Origin of the sequence: Sphingobium xenophagum (assembly GCF_031457465.1) — a bacterium.
In the GTDB taxonomy this organism is placed as follows: Bacteria; Pseudomonadota; Alphaproteobacteria; order Sphingomonadales; family Sphingomonadaceae; genus Sphingobium; species Sphingobium xenophagum_A.
This window is the reverse complement of record NZ_JAVDWV010000019.1, coordinates 17,344-33,471: the sequence shown is the minus strand read 5'-3', so window position 1 is coordinate 33,471 and position 16,128 is coordinate 17,344. Positions and strand designations below refer to the sequence as shown.

Below are 16,128 nucleotides of genomic sequence, written 5' to 3'. Positions count from 1 at the left end.
CCCCACATTGCAAGATATGCGATGAAATGCCCTGAGATTTGGTCAGGCCGCTATCGGTTCCACAGACATCTGTTCAGAGCAGAGGTGCATGAGTTTAACATACCTATTATTATCAAGCTTTAATCATGTTCTCGGGCGGATTCTAGATCGAAGTGCGAAACCCTAGGATTTATAGGGTTTTATCGTTTTTGCAGGAAGGTGTTTGAGACATGAATCCTGTCGGCATCTGCATCGCCATCCCTCGACGATCTATCGTAAGCTGCACCGCAATCGCCATCATGACGTGCATCCGCCATTTCGTGGCTATTTCAGAAGTGACTGGTAACTTCCGGCCTGGCGGCTCTTGGCAAAGCATCTCAGCGTTGTGTCAATGCTGGATAGAATCGAGTCCTTGCTTATGTCGCTCGGATGCACGGCCACCCGAATCGTTCTGAGCGGATGAAGCACCTTGCAAGCGAGCGCTGCGAAGGCCACGGAAGACGCCGTCCTTGCAGTGGATCTGCTGGCCCAGGTGATCACCGGCCCGCGTGCCACGACCTTACCTGTCTGCGGGATCCAGACCTTCATGTGATCTTCTGCAATGTCAAAGCTGCTGTCGAGCAAGGCTTCCATTGCTCCCCACCCATAGAGCCACGCTGGTGCGATGAACCCGGCGGCTTTCCGACCGATGATATCCTCAACGAGCGCCCGCCCGTCTTCCATTCTCCGAGCCGCTTCGCTGTAGGAAAGACCAAGAAACTCGCCTTCGCGCGCCGTCATGTATCTCGCCTTCAGACCTTTGATGCCATGGTGTTCGACGATGTCCTTGTGATACCAGCCATGCACGAACATCTCGATACCGCTCTCGGACCAAGCCCGAAGACGGTTAGCAAATGGTGAGCCCGAGCGGATCGGGTGGCACCCCCAATGATTGGGTACGACGAGCATGGCAAAGCGGGAACATCGCAGCGTATCCGTCATCAGCCCGACGAGCCGGTCAACTTCCTTCTCAAACCCTGGTCCGACATCGTGAATCGATGCAAGCAGAGCGCGACTGTCAGAACCTCGCATCGATCCCGATCCTTATCGTTCTGGGCCTCAGCGGTGTGCGTTGATTTCCATCGGCCACAGAAAATGGATTGCCGTAAGAGAAGCGATTGGCTCGACTGTCCAACAGGTTGTCGATGTCAAATGAAACGCCCCAGCGGCTAAATTCGGCCCGCGCGCCCATAGCTGTATCGAAATAATCCCCCTGCGAAATATCGAAAGGAGCGCCGACACCTAGATACGAAGTTCCGATGTAGCCGACCGACCCGTCGAGCGTAATCTTCGCGTTCCCGATCCGGCGCTTGAAGCTACCGGTGAGCCGCGAACCACTGTCGGCAACATTGGGCAAGTTCCGCTCCACATCGGTTCCGGACCCAGATGTAGGCCCATCAAGATGACTGGCTGTGTAGAATCCCGACAAATCAAAGCTAAGCTCCGATGTCGCCTTCCAGCCGAGACTGGCCGAGACATAGTGCACCTTCGCCGAGCCGAGATTGGCAATATAGGGGAAACCAGAATTTGTTACGAGATCGGCCTGCACCCTGCTCCACTGTGAATAGGCATAAGAAAGCCCACCTGACAGCCGTGAGCCGTCATCGGTGCCAAAGCGCATGCCAATCTCAGCTGTACGGACCGCGTCGGGCTGAAAGCGGCTCACCTCGGCTTGATCCCCGCTTCCTGTCAGCTGCTCAGCTCCTGGCCTGAATCCCTCTTGATACCGTAGATAGCCAATCGCAGCTTTCCAGGGCTTCCACGCAAGAGCAGCGGTCGGCAGAAACCGTGTCTGGCGACGGGTTGGCTCAACTAAAGCTCTCCCCGCCCCGGTATTGAATTCATCGAATCGCGTAAAAAAAGACAGCCGCCCTCCCGCAGTAATAGAGACATTATGCCACAGAGGCACTGTCGCCTCGCCAAACACGGCGGCGTCCAAGGTTTCCGACTGAACATTGGAGATCATCGCGAGCGTGTCAGCGGGGCCGAGAAACCGATCTATATTGTTGATGTTATGCGCAAACGAAAAGCCGGACACCCAAGTTGAAATCCAGTCCGTCGATCCTGAAAGCCGGGTCTCGTGAGTCAGCAGCTTAACCTGCATGGACTCTCTGAAAACTATAGGAACTTGCATGCTGGGCGACGTTGCGTCGAATACTATGTCGATCGGGTGATAGGTATAGGACGTGTTCGACACGAGCTTGGCGAAGCCGAGGTCCGCCCGGAGCGTTCCGAACATCAGGCGGTAGTCATTGTCGAATGGTTGGGCGACAAAAGACCGACGGGTTAGTGCGGAAGATCGTGGACCATCGGTATATTGGCCGTCCTTGCTGCCCGTGTCTTGAGACACGATCCCGGCGTCCATGCTCAACCTAGCATTGAACTCCATGCGAAAGGTTGCCCGCACTCCAAATACGGTCGTACGATTTACGTCGGAAAGGCCGCGTCTGACATCGTCGATATAACCGGGACGTACGATACGATATCCGACAAGTCGGAGTGCAGCGCGTTCGCCAACCGGAATGTTGGCAACCATGGCACCGTCTCCGCCTAAGTTTTTGCCGGTCACGCCGATAGCTGCGGTTCCACTGGCCGAGTACTCGCCAAGCACGGGGACGCGCGGTGTGATTCGGATCACGCCGCCTAGAGAGCCTGCGCCATAGAGGGCCCCCTGGGGGCCCTCGACCACCTCGACCTTTTCGATGTCATATAGTGCGAGGTCGGGATCAGGAGCGCTATAGGTAAGTCTGCTTTCTCCGAAATACTGGCTGACAGTCGATTGCAATTGTCCGTTGAAACTGCTATCAGCGATTCCCCGGACGAAGATCTTGTTTCGACCCGAACCGAGATTGGTTGAAGTCAGATTCGGAAGCTTCCGAAGCAAGGCCTCACTCCCCCTGCTACCAAGATGAAGGCTGTGTACTTCGTCGAAAAGCGCAACATGGAAGTCGCCCGGATAGTCGGCAAGCGCTACATTCTGTTTGCTTGCAGTGACGATAATCTGTTCGGGTGGTGACGGAAGATCGACCGGGGCTCGGGGCGAATGGGATGTCGCCGCCGTCCGACGGCCAGGAACAAGACGGGTGGGTCGGCGAAACACCCTCACCACGTCTCCGCGCAAAATTCGAGAATCGTATCCCGTGCCTTTTAGCAGTCGCCCCAGCCCTTCGCGAAGACTGAAACGTCCCCTTAGGCCCGCAACCTGGACCAACCGTAGTTCCGGATCACTGGCGTCAATGGATACGTTCGCCTGGGTGGCAAAAGATATAAGCGCGACGTTTAATGGTCCTGGCGGAACATCTAACGAGAATTCTTCGGCAGCGTGCGCTGGGAATGCTGTCGCTGTGCAGACAATCAGCGCGCTCACAATAAAACAATTACTGCTCACCGAACTTCGACTGACCAGCGTGTCCCGTCAGCGACGATCTTTTCACCGATCAGTTCTGCCAGCCTTGCACGCACAGCATCCCGATCGCCACCAGTCTGGATCACGCCTGAAAAGCTCCTGGAGCCCATTCCTTGTGGAATCTCGAGCGATATGCCGATCGACCGGGACAGATCATCGGCGACTTGTTCCAAAGAAGCTTGATCGTAGACGAGTTTGCCACCTGCCCAGCTCCCAATCGACGCGACCGGATCCTTCGAAATTTTTACTTTCCCGTGATTGTCGGCGGCAAGGCTATCACCGGCCTGAAGATTGACAGTCTGGGCCGTACCCTCGAAACGCACCGCGCCTTCCGCCACGCCGACGCGAAGCTGCCGATCGGTGCGGACCACGTTGAACACCGTTCCTATATCGACCAGACGCTGCTCGCCGGCGACGACGGTGAACGGCTCAGCGTCGTCGTGCGTGACAGAAAACCGTGCTTCGCCTCGGGCAAGCTTCACCAATCTGGCGTCGTTCTTGTCGAGGACAATCCTGGTGCCGCCGTTGAGCTGAATCTCGCTTCCATCCGCAAGTGAGACGGTTCGAGTCTCGCCTGCGCCAGTTTCGATTGAATAATGCGCATCCCGATTGGGCAGCATTTGCACCCCGAAGAGGCCGGCCAGCGCTATCGTAGCTGCCACCGCACCCCAGCGCCAGCGATTCCGGCGGCCCCCCTCGCCTCCCACAACATAAGCAGGACCATCCTCGTCATTGCCGAACTCCGGTGGTTGCTCGTGATGATCGTTGAAGGGAAAGGTTGCTCGTTCGAGCACGGGCAGCATACGATCATCACCGTCTGCGACCGCTTCATAGAGGTTGTTATGAGCGGGATCGGCACCTAGCCACTCGGCGAACTCAATCCACGCATCCTCGTCCGTATCCTTGAGCCGAAGGTGCCAGGCTATTGCCTGCTCGACCATGGCGCGATCAGGAAAAGCTGACATCGTCTGCCTCCTTTTGCGAGCGTTGCGGGGTGCGATCCAGTTCTTTGCGCAAGATCAACAGCCTGCGATAAGCCCGCTGGAGCTGCTTTTCTACCGCGCTCAAGCTGAGATTCAGGCTGTTTGCGATAGCCTTTTGCGACAGACCGTCGAGCCGATACATCTTCAGAATTTGCGCGGTCCGATGCGGCATCGACGCAAGCGCCTCGTTGACGCGCTCGAGCTCGTCGCGCGCGATTGCGCTCTCCTCTGGCGACGGTGCGGCGTCCTTTTCAAGATCGGAGCCTACCCGATTGCGCGTCCATTGATCGTCTCGCGCCAGCTGTCGCCGACGTGCGCGGCGATGATCGTGCAGGAGGTTGTTCGCCATCTGATAGAGATAGGCCCGCGGGTTACTCACAGGACCGGTACGGATGATCGTCAATTTCACGTAGAGATCCTGCAACAGATCTTCTACTTCTGCAGAGTTGCACCCGCGCACAAGCATGAAGCGCAACAATTCGGAGCGCATGTCGCCCAGTAGCTGCGTCAGGCCTGTTTCGCCTGCGCGCGAATCTTCGCACTCTCGTGACATTCCGCCTTCATAGGGGCGGGGCTGCCGCCGGAGCAATGAGTAAGGCGACGACGCGAGCTCTTTAACGGTTCCGGGCATTACAATCCGACTTTCCAGGATAAGTTGGCCGATGTGTCCGACCTTGCGGTGGTATGCGCACGTTCCACCCGAAACATGAATTGCGATTCCTACCGGGCATTTCGGGGCCGAAATCCAAACCTTCCGATCTCGATCGCGACGCCTTTGCGCGCGGCGGACTCTCCATCCACGATGCGGCCAATAAGCCCTGGGGCTGCGCCTTCAGACTATCCTCCATTATCGAACGCAAGCAATGTGATGGATGAAAAATCGCTTATCTGCGCGCCGACATAAGCCATTTGCGCTACAGATTTTGTTGACGCGGAGGGCAGCGGACCTCCAGCCACTCCACTATTTGGGCGCTCAAGGCGCGCTCCGGCTGCTAACGCAATACCGAGAGCTGCGTTCTCCCAAAAACTCAGATCTGCCGCATATGTTCGCTGCCACCGACTGCCCCGGCGAAGGGTATCGATCACCTTGCTCGCTGGCCCGGTACGTTCCCCCTGTAACTCGAAACCGCCTGTGCCCCAGTCGAGCATGCCTGACCTGGCGTTCGTGCGCAGCTGGCCGCCACGGGAGATCGTGCCTCGCATTCTGTCGTGCTGCGGATTTTCTCCTCGAGCATCAACCACGGATCGTTCCATTACACCAGCATTCTCCTGTGTCTGTGTCTGTGCTGCGCTAGCCAAGAGAGAACGCGACAGCACCCCCAATGCAGATCTCCCGATCCCGTTGATGCTGCCCATGCTTGGTTCCTTTTGGCGGCTCCGTCCGCTTGTCCGACCGCTAGACGCCGAAGCCTACGCATACCCGCACATGCGCGAGAAAGTGCGGGAATCGGCAGAAGATGGCGTCTTGCGGGCCCGAGCCTCCAGGGAAGCAAGATGTATGATCGCTATCAGAACTTTTGCCTTAATCAACACTGCAGCTCTTCTGGGTGCGCCGGTCACGTCGTCGCCCAGCTACGACGTGGACCTGGCTCATAGATCCACTTGGCCCACACCTGCCGGCGCACTCTCGATCATGTCTTACAACATCAAGGGCTTGCCTTGGCCGATCGCGGGTGGTCGCGAGGAAGCAATTTCCGCAATGGGGCAGCGCCTTGCCGCGATGCGGTTGAGCAATGCCCAGCCCCATGTTGTCCTGTTGCAGGAAGCCTTCGGTGACGGTGCCCATACGCTCGGCGAGGCTGGCGGCTATCGATATGTAGTCACTGGCCCTCAATTCTCCAGGGCCGATGAGCCTCAGCCATTGGGCCAGGCGTTTGCCGAGGGTGCGCAATGGGTCAAAGGTGAAGCGAGCGGCAGCCTGATCAATAGCGGACTTGCAATTCTTTCGGATTATCCGGTCATCAGAATAGAGCGCTATGCTTTTCCCGAAGGCGCGTGTGCGGGCTATGACTGTCTTGCAGCAAAGGGCGTTCTTGTAGCTTGGATCGATGTCCCGGGGACCGGCGGACCGATCGCCGTTATCGACACACACCTTAACTCGCGCCGCGCAACGCGTGTGGCGAGTGAACGGGCCGATCGTGCCTACGCCTGGCAAGTCGCCGCAGTCCGGCAATTCCTGGCGAGAGTGCTACCCTCCGGCACGCCGGTCATCTTCGGCGGAGATTTCAACACGGGACAAGCGCCCGCACGCATAGCGGCCCTATCGCAACCACTTATCGAGGGTACCCAGAGCGATGGTCTCAGGACCGTTCTAACCAACGGCGGTGTCATCTCAGGTTCGCGGAGCGAAGCACAACGGATCGTAGGGCGCAACAAGGACAAGATACTCTTCCGCGATGGGTTGAGGGTTTCGCTCCGACCCGAACGAGCATGGGTCCCCTTCCCAATCACCTCGCCGGCGCCGCTTTCCGATCATGCCGGCTTCGTCCTCGACTTTTCATTCCAGCGACGCGACACTCGTGAATGTCTGGGAGCCTGTAATTCGATTGGCGCGTGAGAGGACTGAACTGATAAAATCGGTAGCGATCCGCGCCGGGGATATCACGATCGGCTACGCGGTCCATCGGCGGAAGCGTCGGAAAATCCGGCTGACTAAAAGATCGACATAGCCCTGACCGAAGACCCTCTCGGCCCTGACCAGCACGGAAACGAATAAGCCCCAGGCTACGAGAATGCCGGTGGCCTGTAATTCGGGCTGGCTCGAGTGACCGTCAATTAGCGGAGTTATCATTTTAAGACCCAGCACAAGCAAAACTACGCCAATGAGAATGCCGGCTGCTCCCGACTGTCGCCTGGGGGGCTTGCCCAAGATCAGCGCCAGCAGCGGTAAAGGTAGGACGAGCGCTGCCCAAAGGCATCGTCCATAGACGGCCGAACGACTCGACGTTGCGCCATCTTCCCATAGCATTCCGATATCGACCCGCTTCAGAAATTCGTCTTCTGGCTCCTTGTCTGGCGCGCCGTCTTCGTCGCCAACGCGGTACTCAAAACGGGCGAAATCAACCACCCTTGCATGGCGTTCTTGTACGATCTGTCCGTCGCGCAACTCGATAGCTGTCCCCCCCGAGGGCAGTTGCCAAAAGCGTCCACGCCTTGCGGTGATAATATTTTCTTCTGCCCGCAGGAACAATCCGACAAGGTCTCCGGTGACCGCATCGACTTGCTCAAACAGCAATACGCTTCCGGATCCAAGATCAATGAACTGCCCTGCCTCTAACCGATGACCAAATTCACCGGCCTCCATGCGTTGGGCGATTGCCGCAAGCTTGGTTTCACCGGCGGGCACCAACCAGCCTTGGTTTAATATTGTCAGAACGCTCACCATCGCAGCGAGCCCCAGTGGGAAGCGCATCCAACGGAATGGAGCGATTCCGCACGCCTCGATCACGTCCAGCTCACCGCCAAGTGCGAGATTTCGTATGGTCAAGGCGATGCCCAGAAACAGCCCCACCGGTAAACCGATGCCGCCATACTCCGGAAGCAAAGCGGCGACAGTATGTACCACGATGTATCCGCGATGCCCCGAAAGGCGGGTGATCTCCAGGAGACGGGGAAGATGTTCAAGGATCATCAGTGACGTGACCACGGCCAGGACACTGCCCATCGTTCCGAGTATTCGGCCCAGAATGTAGCGATCAAGGGTAAGGACGCGAAAAGGCATTGCCGCGCTCAAGCCGCCCGAGAAAGTTCGCCCGAGGTCAGGTTTTGATAGATCGCAAACAAGGCTGCGAAATGATCGTCCATTGCTCGCGTTTTGCAACTGGGCGAGCGCGCGGCAAAGCCGTTTGGCAGAGTGAGAATGACGCGCACCAGGTCCTCGAGGTCCGCTGCACGATAGGACAGGCCTCTCCCTTCCCTGGCAAAGTCAGCGGCACCGCCGCGATCAGGCACGATCACGGGTATGCCGCTGGCGCTTGCCTCTGCGGCCGTCATGCAAAAAGTTTCGGCCTCACAGCCGTGCACGAAAGCGTCGGCGCTTGCCAGAACGCTGGCAAATCTTTCCCGGTCGCGTTCGGGGTGAAACAGCCGAATATGAGGATTCCCGCCGATCGACCGCAGGATATTCGTATCGTCGCGACCTTCGCCAAAGATCGCGAGGCCCTGTTGGCGATGCCGACCAGCGATCGTCACCGCCTCGACCAGCATCGGCACACGCTTTTCCGGCGCAAGCCTGCCTGCGGCAACTAGCAATGTTGCGTCAGGGCCTAGACCACATTGGGCGAGAAGGCTGGAACGCAGGTTTTCATTGCGCTTGCCGGCCGAAAAGCGTTGCGCCTCCACACCCATCGGGACTGTGACGACATTACCGACACGGCCTGCCTTCATCCGCGAAGCCAGATCGTCGCTGGCGCAAACAACCGCGTCATAAAGTTGCCCGAGCTGTCGCAAGTGATCCCAATATCTCACAAATCTCCGGTCGATCATCTCACGACTGACGAGGGGTTCCAGCCACCGATAGGCGTAGGCGGACAGAGGATCGGCGTGCATGACAAGCGACTTGGGTGTCGCTGACCGCCAATTTGCTACCATGAGGGGACTTCGCCACGGCGAGGACGCTTCGACGAAATCCGGCGCCAACGTGTCGAGTGCGGCATGGAGCGATCGTTCATCGTTGAAGTACCAGTATTTTCGGTCCAATGGGAAGCGCGGGGAGGCTATCGTCTGTATGCGGGCGCAGGGGCCGAACTCGACAACCGCATCGTCGTCGCCAGGGGCCAGGATCGTAATATCCTGCTCCATTCTCTCGGCTATCGCGAGCTTCTGGCCGACATAGGTTTTTACACCACCGCCTCTGGGGGAGTAGAAGGCACAGACATCCACGATTTTCATCGGCAAGTTCCAATCATCGAATGGGGCGCATGCCGAAGCCGCGCCGATAGTTCATCACAATCTCGATCTGTGTCGGGCCCGAGCGCGCTATCGCGGTGGCATCGGAAGCGGGAGGTTTGCTCCATCCAAGCTTTGGATTGCCCGCAAATCCGATGCCATCGACGCGCCAGCTGAATTTCCGGTTGCTGTCCCGGTCATGCAGCAGACTCACCGCATAGCTGCCTGCCGAAGGAAGCCGTACGCACAGGCGCACTGGCCCCGAAGCGGGGACTGACTGCTCAACCCTGCGAAAGGTCTTGCCGGCCGAAATCAGGATATTGTCATCTTCGAGGAAGTCCGGGTCATTTGCCGGATAAACTTCGAGCTTGAGTTTGCCACTGCGGTCCTTGAGCCCCTCGACGGTGACCAGAAACGAGGGTCCAGGTTCATGGGAACGGCATCGCCCTTCCGCCGTCCCAAGGTCCGGCGTCGATGGGATGGTAGCGGCGATTAAAAAGGGGCTCCCCATGACGCTAACGAGCAGGCGCTTCATGGCTTCTCCCTTTCGAAAACAGGTCTCCAAGCGCGAAGCCCAACCCGACAAGCATATGAGCCGCGAGCGTCAGTCCCGCCATGAGCGCCATCAGTGCCGACATTTCGACAGCGCCACCCAGTGCGAACACCGCTATTCCGGCGAAGACGACGTCCTTGTTCGGCACGAACGGCAGTCGGGAGATCAAAAGGCGGATAGTGACCAGAATGAGCCACCAGCCCAGTTCGACGTCCGGCAGCACGAGATGCCACAGAGCAGCTGAGAGAATCGCCGTCGCAAGAATTCGCAGGAGATGGACCGCGAAGACCATCCTGAGCTCCTTTCTTTCCAGTGAAAAAAGCGAACGGCGCAGCAGCAAGACTGCAAGCGAAGTTCCGATCACGAACGCGAGCGACAGAGAGATTGCGGTCGCATGGTCATGAAGCGACAGCATCCTCGCCAAAGGGAACGCTACGGCAAGAAAGACGAGGGTTGTTACATTGCCCGCAATAGCCGAAAGCACGGCGACGTCCTTGACCGCTCCAAAAGGCGTGGTCACGAATTTGAGGTTCTGGCGCGCCCAACCGTAGAAATAGATCTCTCCTAGATAGCCGACCAGCAGTTCGTTGTAGATGAGCTTGCGGACCAGAGCACCGAAGGCGCTGGCCCCAATCCCCCAAAGACGTTGGAAAATGAACCAGTCGCCTGCCGGTCCGATCAAATAGCTGACAGCGAATAGGCCCCAAAATGTCGGCGACGTCGGCACCAGCGCGAGTATCATCGAAAAATCGAGGTCTCTCACCTGGTAGATCGCCGCGCCGGCAACGACCAGCGAGAGCATCGTACCAAGAACGCCGCTCGGAGCCGGCTTCGCCTTGCGATCTTGTGGTTCGAACGCGAACGTTCCAGTCGGCGCAAGCGCCATGGTTTGATCGGGCATCCCGGGGCCTTGCTGATTGGTCAGGCCCGCTAGACTCCGCCCTCGTGCCATACCCGCACACCGCCGCGCATTTTCTCGCGACGTTGACGATTAGCATCGCGGACCAAAGCCGCGAGACTGGACAGATAGAGCTGACCCGAGCTTTCCAACGTGAAACTGGCGGCAAGGCATTGCATGGCCGATCGATCCGGTCGCAGGAGCCTCGCGACGTTCATCGCAATACCCAAAGCATCGGGATCGCCAGGGGGAACCACCACACCAAATTGCCCGTAGCCTGTCAGCCATTCCATGCTGACGCAGCAGTTCGTCGCGGCGATCGGCAGACCCGCGGCCAGAGCCTCCAGAATAACGGCTGGCGCTCCTTCGTAGCGAGACGAAAGGACAAAGACGTCTGCTTCTTCGTACAGGACTCGAACATCGTCGACGTGCCCGACAAACCGGACTTGCGATCGAAGGCGTAACGTGCTGGCTCGCTCGACCAGTCTGTTGCGCTCAGGACCATCGCCAGCAATGATCAGCGTGTCTTCGGGCCGGGCGTGACGTGCAAATGCCTCGAGAAGCAATATCTGGTTCTTCTGCGCGGCAAGCCTGCCGATCGTAAGGAAGCGGCAACCGGGGTGTGGCTTTTTGGCCAATCCTGCACCGGAAAGCCTATGCAGTTCAGATTGGGATAGTGCGGGATCGGAAATGACGCTGACCCTGTTTTCGGCGACCGCCAATTCGCGCTCGACTTCGACGCGCATCGGGTCCGCAATCGCAATGAAGCCGTCGAGGACGGCACCCTGTACTCTTAGCCAAGATCGATAAAATGGCCGGATAAACATCGGAAGATCACGCCGCTCCAGATCATTGCTGATCTTGACGAGAACGGGAGGGCATCGATCCCCGAGAAGAAGCTTCATTGCTACGCATACAACGGTGTAGGTGTTGCCTGGGCAAAAGACCGCATCGACCTTTTCCGTAAGCAGAAACTGGAAGGATGACCAAATCATCCAGATCGTTTCCCAACCATCGGTCGAAAACGGTTCTCTCCTGACGCGATAATCGAGGTTGGGAGCGGTACCGACACATGCGCCGCGACTTCGGCCGAGGACTATGACGGGATCATGCCCTGCGTCTCGCCAATGTTCGGCAAGACGCAGGGCGACGCGCTCGCCCCCTCCTGGTTCGAAGCTATGGATGGGAATGGCAATGCGCATGCCCGGCTAGACGCCAACCGTATCTAAAACCCGCACTGTGTGTTGCGGCGGAATCTACTGCTTGTCATCGACGCCCGCATGGACTTGGATGAACCGCGTCGCTCTCATGCCGTGCGGGCGAACACCAGAGCGGCATTCGTCATGCGCCATATACCCCATGGAGCGCAGTCCCCGGCTCAATGTCTGCTTGCTGATGCTGATGGCGATCTCGTCCCACACACACTGCGCAGAGCGATCAGCCGCCAGCGTACGACACCGTGCGATGCCGGGATCGGGCCACTCTCGACGATCTGCGCCAAGAAGCGACGCTGCGAGTCGTCGAGCGGCGATCGCCTCCGGGCGGCACCGCGTCGATTCGCCACCGGCATGTGGGCCGTGACGAACCTGAAACGCTGCGCAAGCTCCATGATGGAACCGACCAGCCCCCCCCGTGCGTGGCCGGATCGAGAAGATTTTCGGGACATGGAAGCGCTGGTACGGCCTGCGCCGAATGCGATGGCGAGGTCTCGCCAAAGCCGCCGTACAGGTCCACGTCACCGCCATCGCCTACCACCTCAAGCGCACCATGAACATTCTCGCAGCCCAAGTATGAAGGTTTTGGCGGCGCGGTTATTGCGGGATGCGCTCAGGCCTCGCTTACCGTCGCCACCCAGCCACGGAACGAGAAGGCGGCATAAAAGAGCTCGACATCCGAGAACCCGGCCTCGCATAGTAGGTCTTCCTCCTCGGCACCCGAAAGCAGCGGCAAACGCCCAGCTATTTCTGCCGAGGATACGGCCTTTCCCCAATCAATGCTGGCGCGGTCGGCAAAGGCGGCCGAACGCGCCAACCAGCGCTCCGCCGTTCCGTCCGGCGCGCTGTGATGGGCGACAACAAGGCGCGCGCCCGGTTTCAGCCGCCGTTGGATGTTCTTCAAGGTCATCAGCCGCTCGCTTCTGTCGAGAAAGTGCAGCGTAAGCAGACATGTCGCTCCGTCGTACGAACCCGGTGGTGCCGCATCAACCGTGCCCCATCTCCAGCAGCATTTTCTGCAGGAGGACCGGGTCAGTGGGAAGGCGATCAAGGGCGAACCGCATGCCGCAGATAATAGCGGAAGCCCACAGTAAAACCTACATAAAATGGCGGTTTTCCTGATCATTTTCACTATGCGAGGCTCGGCGTGATGACCTCGTCGTGGATGATCGCCTGCTTCCAGTTCAGGCCTTCGAGCAACATCGCAAGCTGGGCTGCCGACAGCCGCAGCGCACCCTCATGGGCACGTGGCCAAACAAACTTTCCGCGCTCAAGACGCTTTGCATACAGGCATAGCCCTGATCCGTCCCAGACCAAGGCCTTAAGCCTGTCGCCCCTTTTTCCGCGGAACAGGAAGACCGCGCCGGAGAATGGATCGAGCTGAAGGATATTGCGCACCTGCGCCGAGAGCCCGTCAAAGCCCTTGCGCATGTCGCACGGCGCCAGCGACAGGTAGACCTTCGTCGAAGGCGGGAACGCCAGGCTCAATGATCCAGCTCCCGCAGGACATCGAGCACCTGTTTCAGGGCGGCCCGATCAACTTCGCCATCGACCGACACCGTCAGGCCGCACCGCCCTCGAACCTCGATCCGCCCTGGTTCCCCCGCTTTGGTCGACGGCGAAGACGATGCCAGTTCGACAGGCACGAAGCCTGCCATCGCTCCGCGGAGCAGTTGCTTGCGCCAGGTGTAAAGCTGGCCGGTTCCTATGCTGTGCCGCCGAGCCACGGCCGAAACGATCGCCCCCGGCTCCGTCGTCTCCTTCAGGATCGCCAGCTTTTCCTCGTCGCTCCAAATCCGACGCCGCTCCACCTGTACAAGCGCTCCGCCATCCCCGCGACCGCTCATACGAGCCTCGTTCGACTGCTCACCATCCATGCTCACGCCTCCTTAAAGGCTGCGAGCTTTCCTATTTCGGTGATGCCGACAAGGCCACGTTCCGTCGGCGCTTACCATACTGCCGCGTCGAAAACGGACGTCTCCACGTTGCACCCCGCCAACCATTCCAGGTGCCAGGGAATGAATCATGCCTGATTCCAGGCGAGCAACGCTCATGCGGCCAACGGAATTGCGCTCGCGACCACTTGTGGGTAATTGAAAGATGAAGGCCCCGCTTACGATGTACGGACGAGCGCACTACCAACTCCTGCGACAGCGAGTGTTGCTGGCCGCCTGACCATCGGCCAGGCTTCCAAAGCTTCATCGAGCAGACTGCACCAAAGATGCGGAAGAACCCCTGATTGTCGCGCGGCAGGGTCATCTCACTGCTTCGAGTGCAGCGCCGCGAACTGCCAGTTCAGGATGCGGCAACACTTCTTGGGATGTCACGGCGGCGGATTAGTCGGCTGCTGGCGCGACTAGATGTGCAAAGCCCCGAAGGTGGGCCGGTCCGGGAAGGCGGCATTGGTCTATCATAAAGCTGCTACCGGAGGACCATGGATCTATCGCTTTGGCTCGCTTCAACCCAAGCGTATGATTTTCACCGCTAGGTTTGGGCGGCCGCAGTCAGGCTCATGCGCGACGAAAAATAGCTTGCTATTCAGTTGCCCCCCTAATTCGATCAATCACAGCAAATGGGTCCTCCGGCATGGTGTTCCCTCTCCACGCAACATGCTGATCTGGACGTATGAGAACAAAGTCGCGTTCGTAGATGCCGCGAACATGCTGCTCTTTTATGTCGAGCAAAGTCAGGGGAACGTTTCGTTCACTTGCGGCGTGAAGAAGAGGTTCGGGTGATGCGTCCGTGAAGCGAATAAGAGTAAACCAAGGTCCGAACAAATCAAAGATGGCTGTGCCGGACTCAAGGAAAACATGAGGCGCTCTTACGCCCGGCCAAGTGCTCGGTACATAGCTGCGCACCTGCCATTGCGGTTCGTCATCTTCGTGGCAGATGATCGGAGAACTGCGATACCGATATCCTAATTCGATCCCGTGAGCCTCGTTTTCGAGATTGCCGAGATCCTGGATCAGCTTGCCATAATTTGCACGAGCTTGAGCACCTTCGACCGAGTCCTCATGGATCATCGGATTGTACGCCTCGGCTATCCGCAACCTTGTCCGCATGTGGGTGCCGGATGCTTCTATTATTCGCTCGCCGACGGGACGACGTTCCGTGTCGATACTCGTCAAAAGCTTCGGGCCACCCCAGCCTTCTAGGACAGCAGCATATTTCCACGCGAGGTCGGCAGCATCGCCCATCCCGGTATTCATCCCATAGCCACCCGTCGGGATTACTTGGTGTACCGAATCTCCAGCCATCCATACGCGGCCGTGACCATAGCCGTTCGCACAGACCAGGTGAGCCGACCACGGGTTGGCCTGGATCACCTCGATCGGAAACTCACGGCCGAGGGCTTCGAATACCAGCCGCTCCGGTTCAATCGAAGAGGCGTCGACATCTTCGGGAAGTATGCAGTGGATCGTCCAGATCTGCTTGTCGTCCTGCGCGATAAGCGTGCTACCCAGCGGCGACTGATAGTGCCAGGCAATGCCGAAATTTTGGAGAAGGTCCGTCGCATCCGAATGGAAATGCACCATGTAAAAGCGGGCGACATTCAAATTGCCCTGCCACGAGAAACCCAGTTGCTCACGCGTCAGGCTCCCGCCGCCGTCACAGCCGGCGAGCAGGGCACAGCGTTTATATTCGATCTTATCGCTAGCTACCTCGCGAAGCTTGACGGTGACGGCCTCGTCGTCCTCTTCGAAACCCTCGAACGCCCACCCGAAGCGCATTTCGACCCGCGGGCATTTCTCTAGGAATTCCTTCAGCTTGGGTTCGAGAACCACCTGACTGAGTCGCATATTGGGCTCAAGCGGCTGGGAACCGTCATTGCGCTCTTTGATCAGCGCGCGGACCTCGTCGACATTCGGATAATGGAACCTCGCCAGTTCCCACTCCGCCAGCCGTGTTACCCAGACAACGTCCATCGGATTGCTGCGGGAAACCGCAACGTCGCGGATCGCCTCTGCAATCCCCAGGCGCCGGAAAATCTCCATGCTGCGACCGTTCGTGACGTCCATCTTGGGATGACGCGTGGTCGAAGGGTTTCGTTCTACCAAAAGGACGTCGACACCGCGGGCTTGAAGTTCAAAGGCGGTAGCAAGACCGACAGGTCCCCCACCTGCAACAATTACAGGAACATCCACCGCAATCTCCAGTATCAAGTCTAT

Annotated in this window: 16 protein-coding genes; 2 read left to right on the top strand and 14 right to left on the bottom strand. The window is 58.4% G+C overall.

The window, feature by feature from the left end; translation table 11 throughout:
* Positions 1-303 precede the first annotated feature (303 nt).
* The 5 genes from J2W40_RS17545 to J2W40_RS17525 all read right to left on the bottom strand — a co-directional run bounded on the left by J2W40_RS17545 (position 304) and on the right by J2W40_RS17525 (position 5,763).
* Positions 304-1,050: a DUF2334 domain-containing protein gene (locus tag J2W40_RS17545; RefSeq protein WP_310227226.1), complete on the bottom strand. Its 747-nt coding sequence runs from the start codon at positions 1,048-1,050 to the stop codon at positions 304-306.
* Entirely contained in the window at positions 1,037-3,385 is a 2,349-nt protein-coding gene (locus tag J2W40_RS17540; RefSeq protein WP_310227225.1) for a TonB-dependent receptor, read from the bottom strand. Before J2W40_RS17540 ends, J2W40_RS17545 begins: the two co-directional genes overlap by 14 nt.
* Before the next feature lie 17 nt (positions 3,386-3,402).
* Positions 3,403-4,389, bottom strand: a complete 987-nt coding sequence (locus J2W40_RS17535; RefSeq protein ID WP_310227223.1) for a FecR family protein — start codon at positions 4,387-4,389, stop codon at positions 3,403-3,405.
* Positions 4,373-5,038, bottom strand: a complete 666-nt coding sequence (locus J2W40_RS17530) for an RNA polymerase sigma factor (protein ID WP_310227221.1) — start codon at positions 5,036-5,038, stop codon at positions 4,373-4,375. Before J2W40_RS17530 ends, J2W40_RS17535 begins: the two co-directional genes overlap by 17 nt.
* A gap of 206 nt (positions 5,039-5,244) precedes the next feature.
* Positions 5,245-5,763 carry a hypothetical protein gene (locus tag J2W40_RS17525; protein WP_310227219.1) on the bottom strand — a complete coding sequence of 173 codons (519 nt, stop codon included), beginning with the start codon at positions 5,761-5,763 and terminating at the stop codon, positions 5,245-5,247.
* Between the two features lie 142 nt (positions 5,764-5,905).
* Here J2W40_RS17525 and J2W40_RS17520 point away from each other — a divergent pair, with 142 nt between their 5' ends.
* Positions 5,906-6,964 (top strand): endonuclease/exonuclease/phosphatase family protein, encoded by a 1,059-nt coding sequence (locus J2W40_RS17520; RefSeq protein ID WP_310227217.1) that lies wholly within the window; start codon positions 5,906-5,908, stop codon positions 6,962-6,964.
* A 54-nt stretch (positions 6,965-7,018) separates the two neighbouring features.
* On the opposite strand, the gene J2W40_RS17515 is transcribed toward J2W40_RS17520, so the two are convergent.
* Genes J2W40_RS17515 through J2W40_RS17495 form a run of 5 tightly spaced genes read right to left on the bottom strand, consistent with a single transcriptional unit; the run spans position 7,019 to position 11,947 of the window.
* Positions 7,019-8,128 (bottom strand): LptF/LptG family permease, encoded by a 1,110-nt coding sequence (locus J2W40_RS17515; protein ID WP_310227286.1) that lies wholly within the window; start codon positions 8,126-8,128, stop codon positions 7,019-7,021.
* A gap of 8 nt (positions 8,129-8,136) precedes the next feature.
* Entirely contained in the window at positions 8,137-9,297 is a 1,161-nt protein-coding gene (locus tag J2W40_RS17510; RefSeq protein WP_310227215.1) for a glycosyltransferase, read from the bottom strand.
* A 13-nt stretch (positions 9,298-9,310) separates the two neighbouring features.
* Positions 9,311-9,829, bottom strand: a complete 519-nt coding sequence (locus J2W40_RS17505; protein ID WP_310227213.1) for a DUF2141 domain-containing protein — start codon at positions 9,827-9,829, stop codon at positions 9,311-9,313.
* On the bottom strand, positions 9,810-10,748 hold the full coding sequence (locus J2W40_RS17500) for a hypothetical protein (RefSeq protein WP_310227211.1): 939 nt from the start codon (positions 10,746-10,748) through the stop codon (positions 9,810-9,812). The genes J2W40_RS17505 and J2W40_RS17500 overlap by 20 nt, the downstream gene beginning before the upstream one ends.
* Before the next feature lie 29 nt (positions 10,749-10,777).
* Complete coding sequence (locus J2W40_RS17495; protein ID WP_310227209.1) at positions 10,778-11,947, bottom strand: glycosyltransferase; 1,170 nt, start codon at positions 11,945-11,947, stop codon at positions 10,778-10,780.
* A 430-nt stretch (positions 11,948-12,377) separates the two neighbouring features.
* Between J2W40_RS17495 and J2W40_RS20605 the strand changes: the two genes are divergently transcribed.
* On the top strand, positions 12,378-12,539 hold the full coding sequence (locus tag J2W40_RS20605) for a transposase (RefSeq protein ID WP_409050401.1): 162 nt from the start codon (positions 12,378-12,380) through the stop codon (positions 12,537-12,539).
* A gap of 33 nt (positions 12,540-12,572) precedes the next feature.
* On the opposite strand, the gene J2W40_RS17490 is transcribed toward J2W40_RS20605, so the two are convergent.
* The 4 genes from J2W40_RS17490 to J2W40_RS17475 form a co-directional block, all read right to left on the bottom strand.
* Entirely contained in the window at positions 12,573-12,869 is a 297-nt protein-coding gene (locus J2W40_RS17490) for a hypothetical protein (protein WP_310227207.1), read from the bottom strand.
* Positions 12,870-13,090: 221 nt separating this feature from the next.
* Positions 13,091-13,447 (bottom strand): IS66 family insertion sequence element accessory protein TnpB, encoded by a 357-nt coding sequence (tnpB, locus tag J2W40_RS17485; RefSeq protein ID WP_409050400.1) that lies wholly within the window; start codon positions 13,445-13,447, stop codon positions 13,091-13,093.
* A complete protein-coding gene (tnpA, locus tag J2W40_RS17480; protein WP_310227284.1) occupies positions 13,444-13,836 on the bottom strand; it encodes an IS66-like element accessory protein TnpA in 393 nt (130 codons plus the stop codon). Before tnpA ends, tnpB begins: the two co-directional genes overlap by 4 nt.
* A 657-nt stretch (positions 13,837-14,493) precedes the next feature.
* Positions 14,494-16,122: an FAD-dependent oxidoreductase gene (locus J2W40_RS17475; RefSeq protein ID WP_310227205.1), complete on the bottom strand. Its 1,629-nt coding sequence runs from the start codon at positions 16,120-16,122 to the stop codon at positions 14,494-14,496.
* Positions 16,123-16,128: the final 6 nt, after the last annotated feature.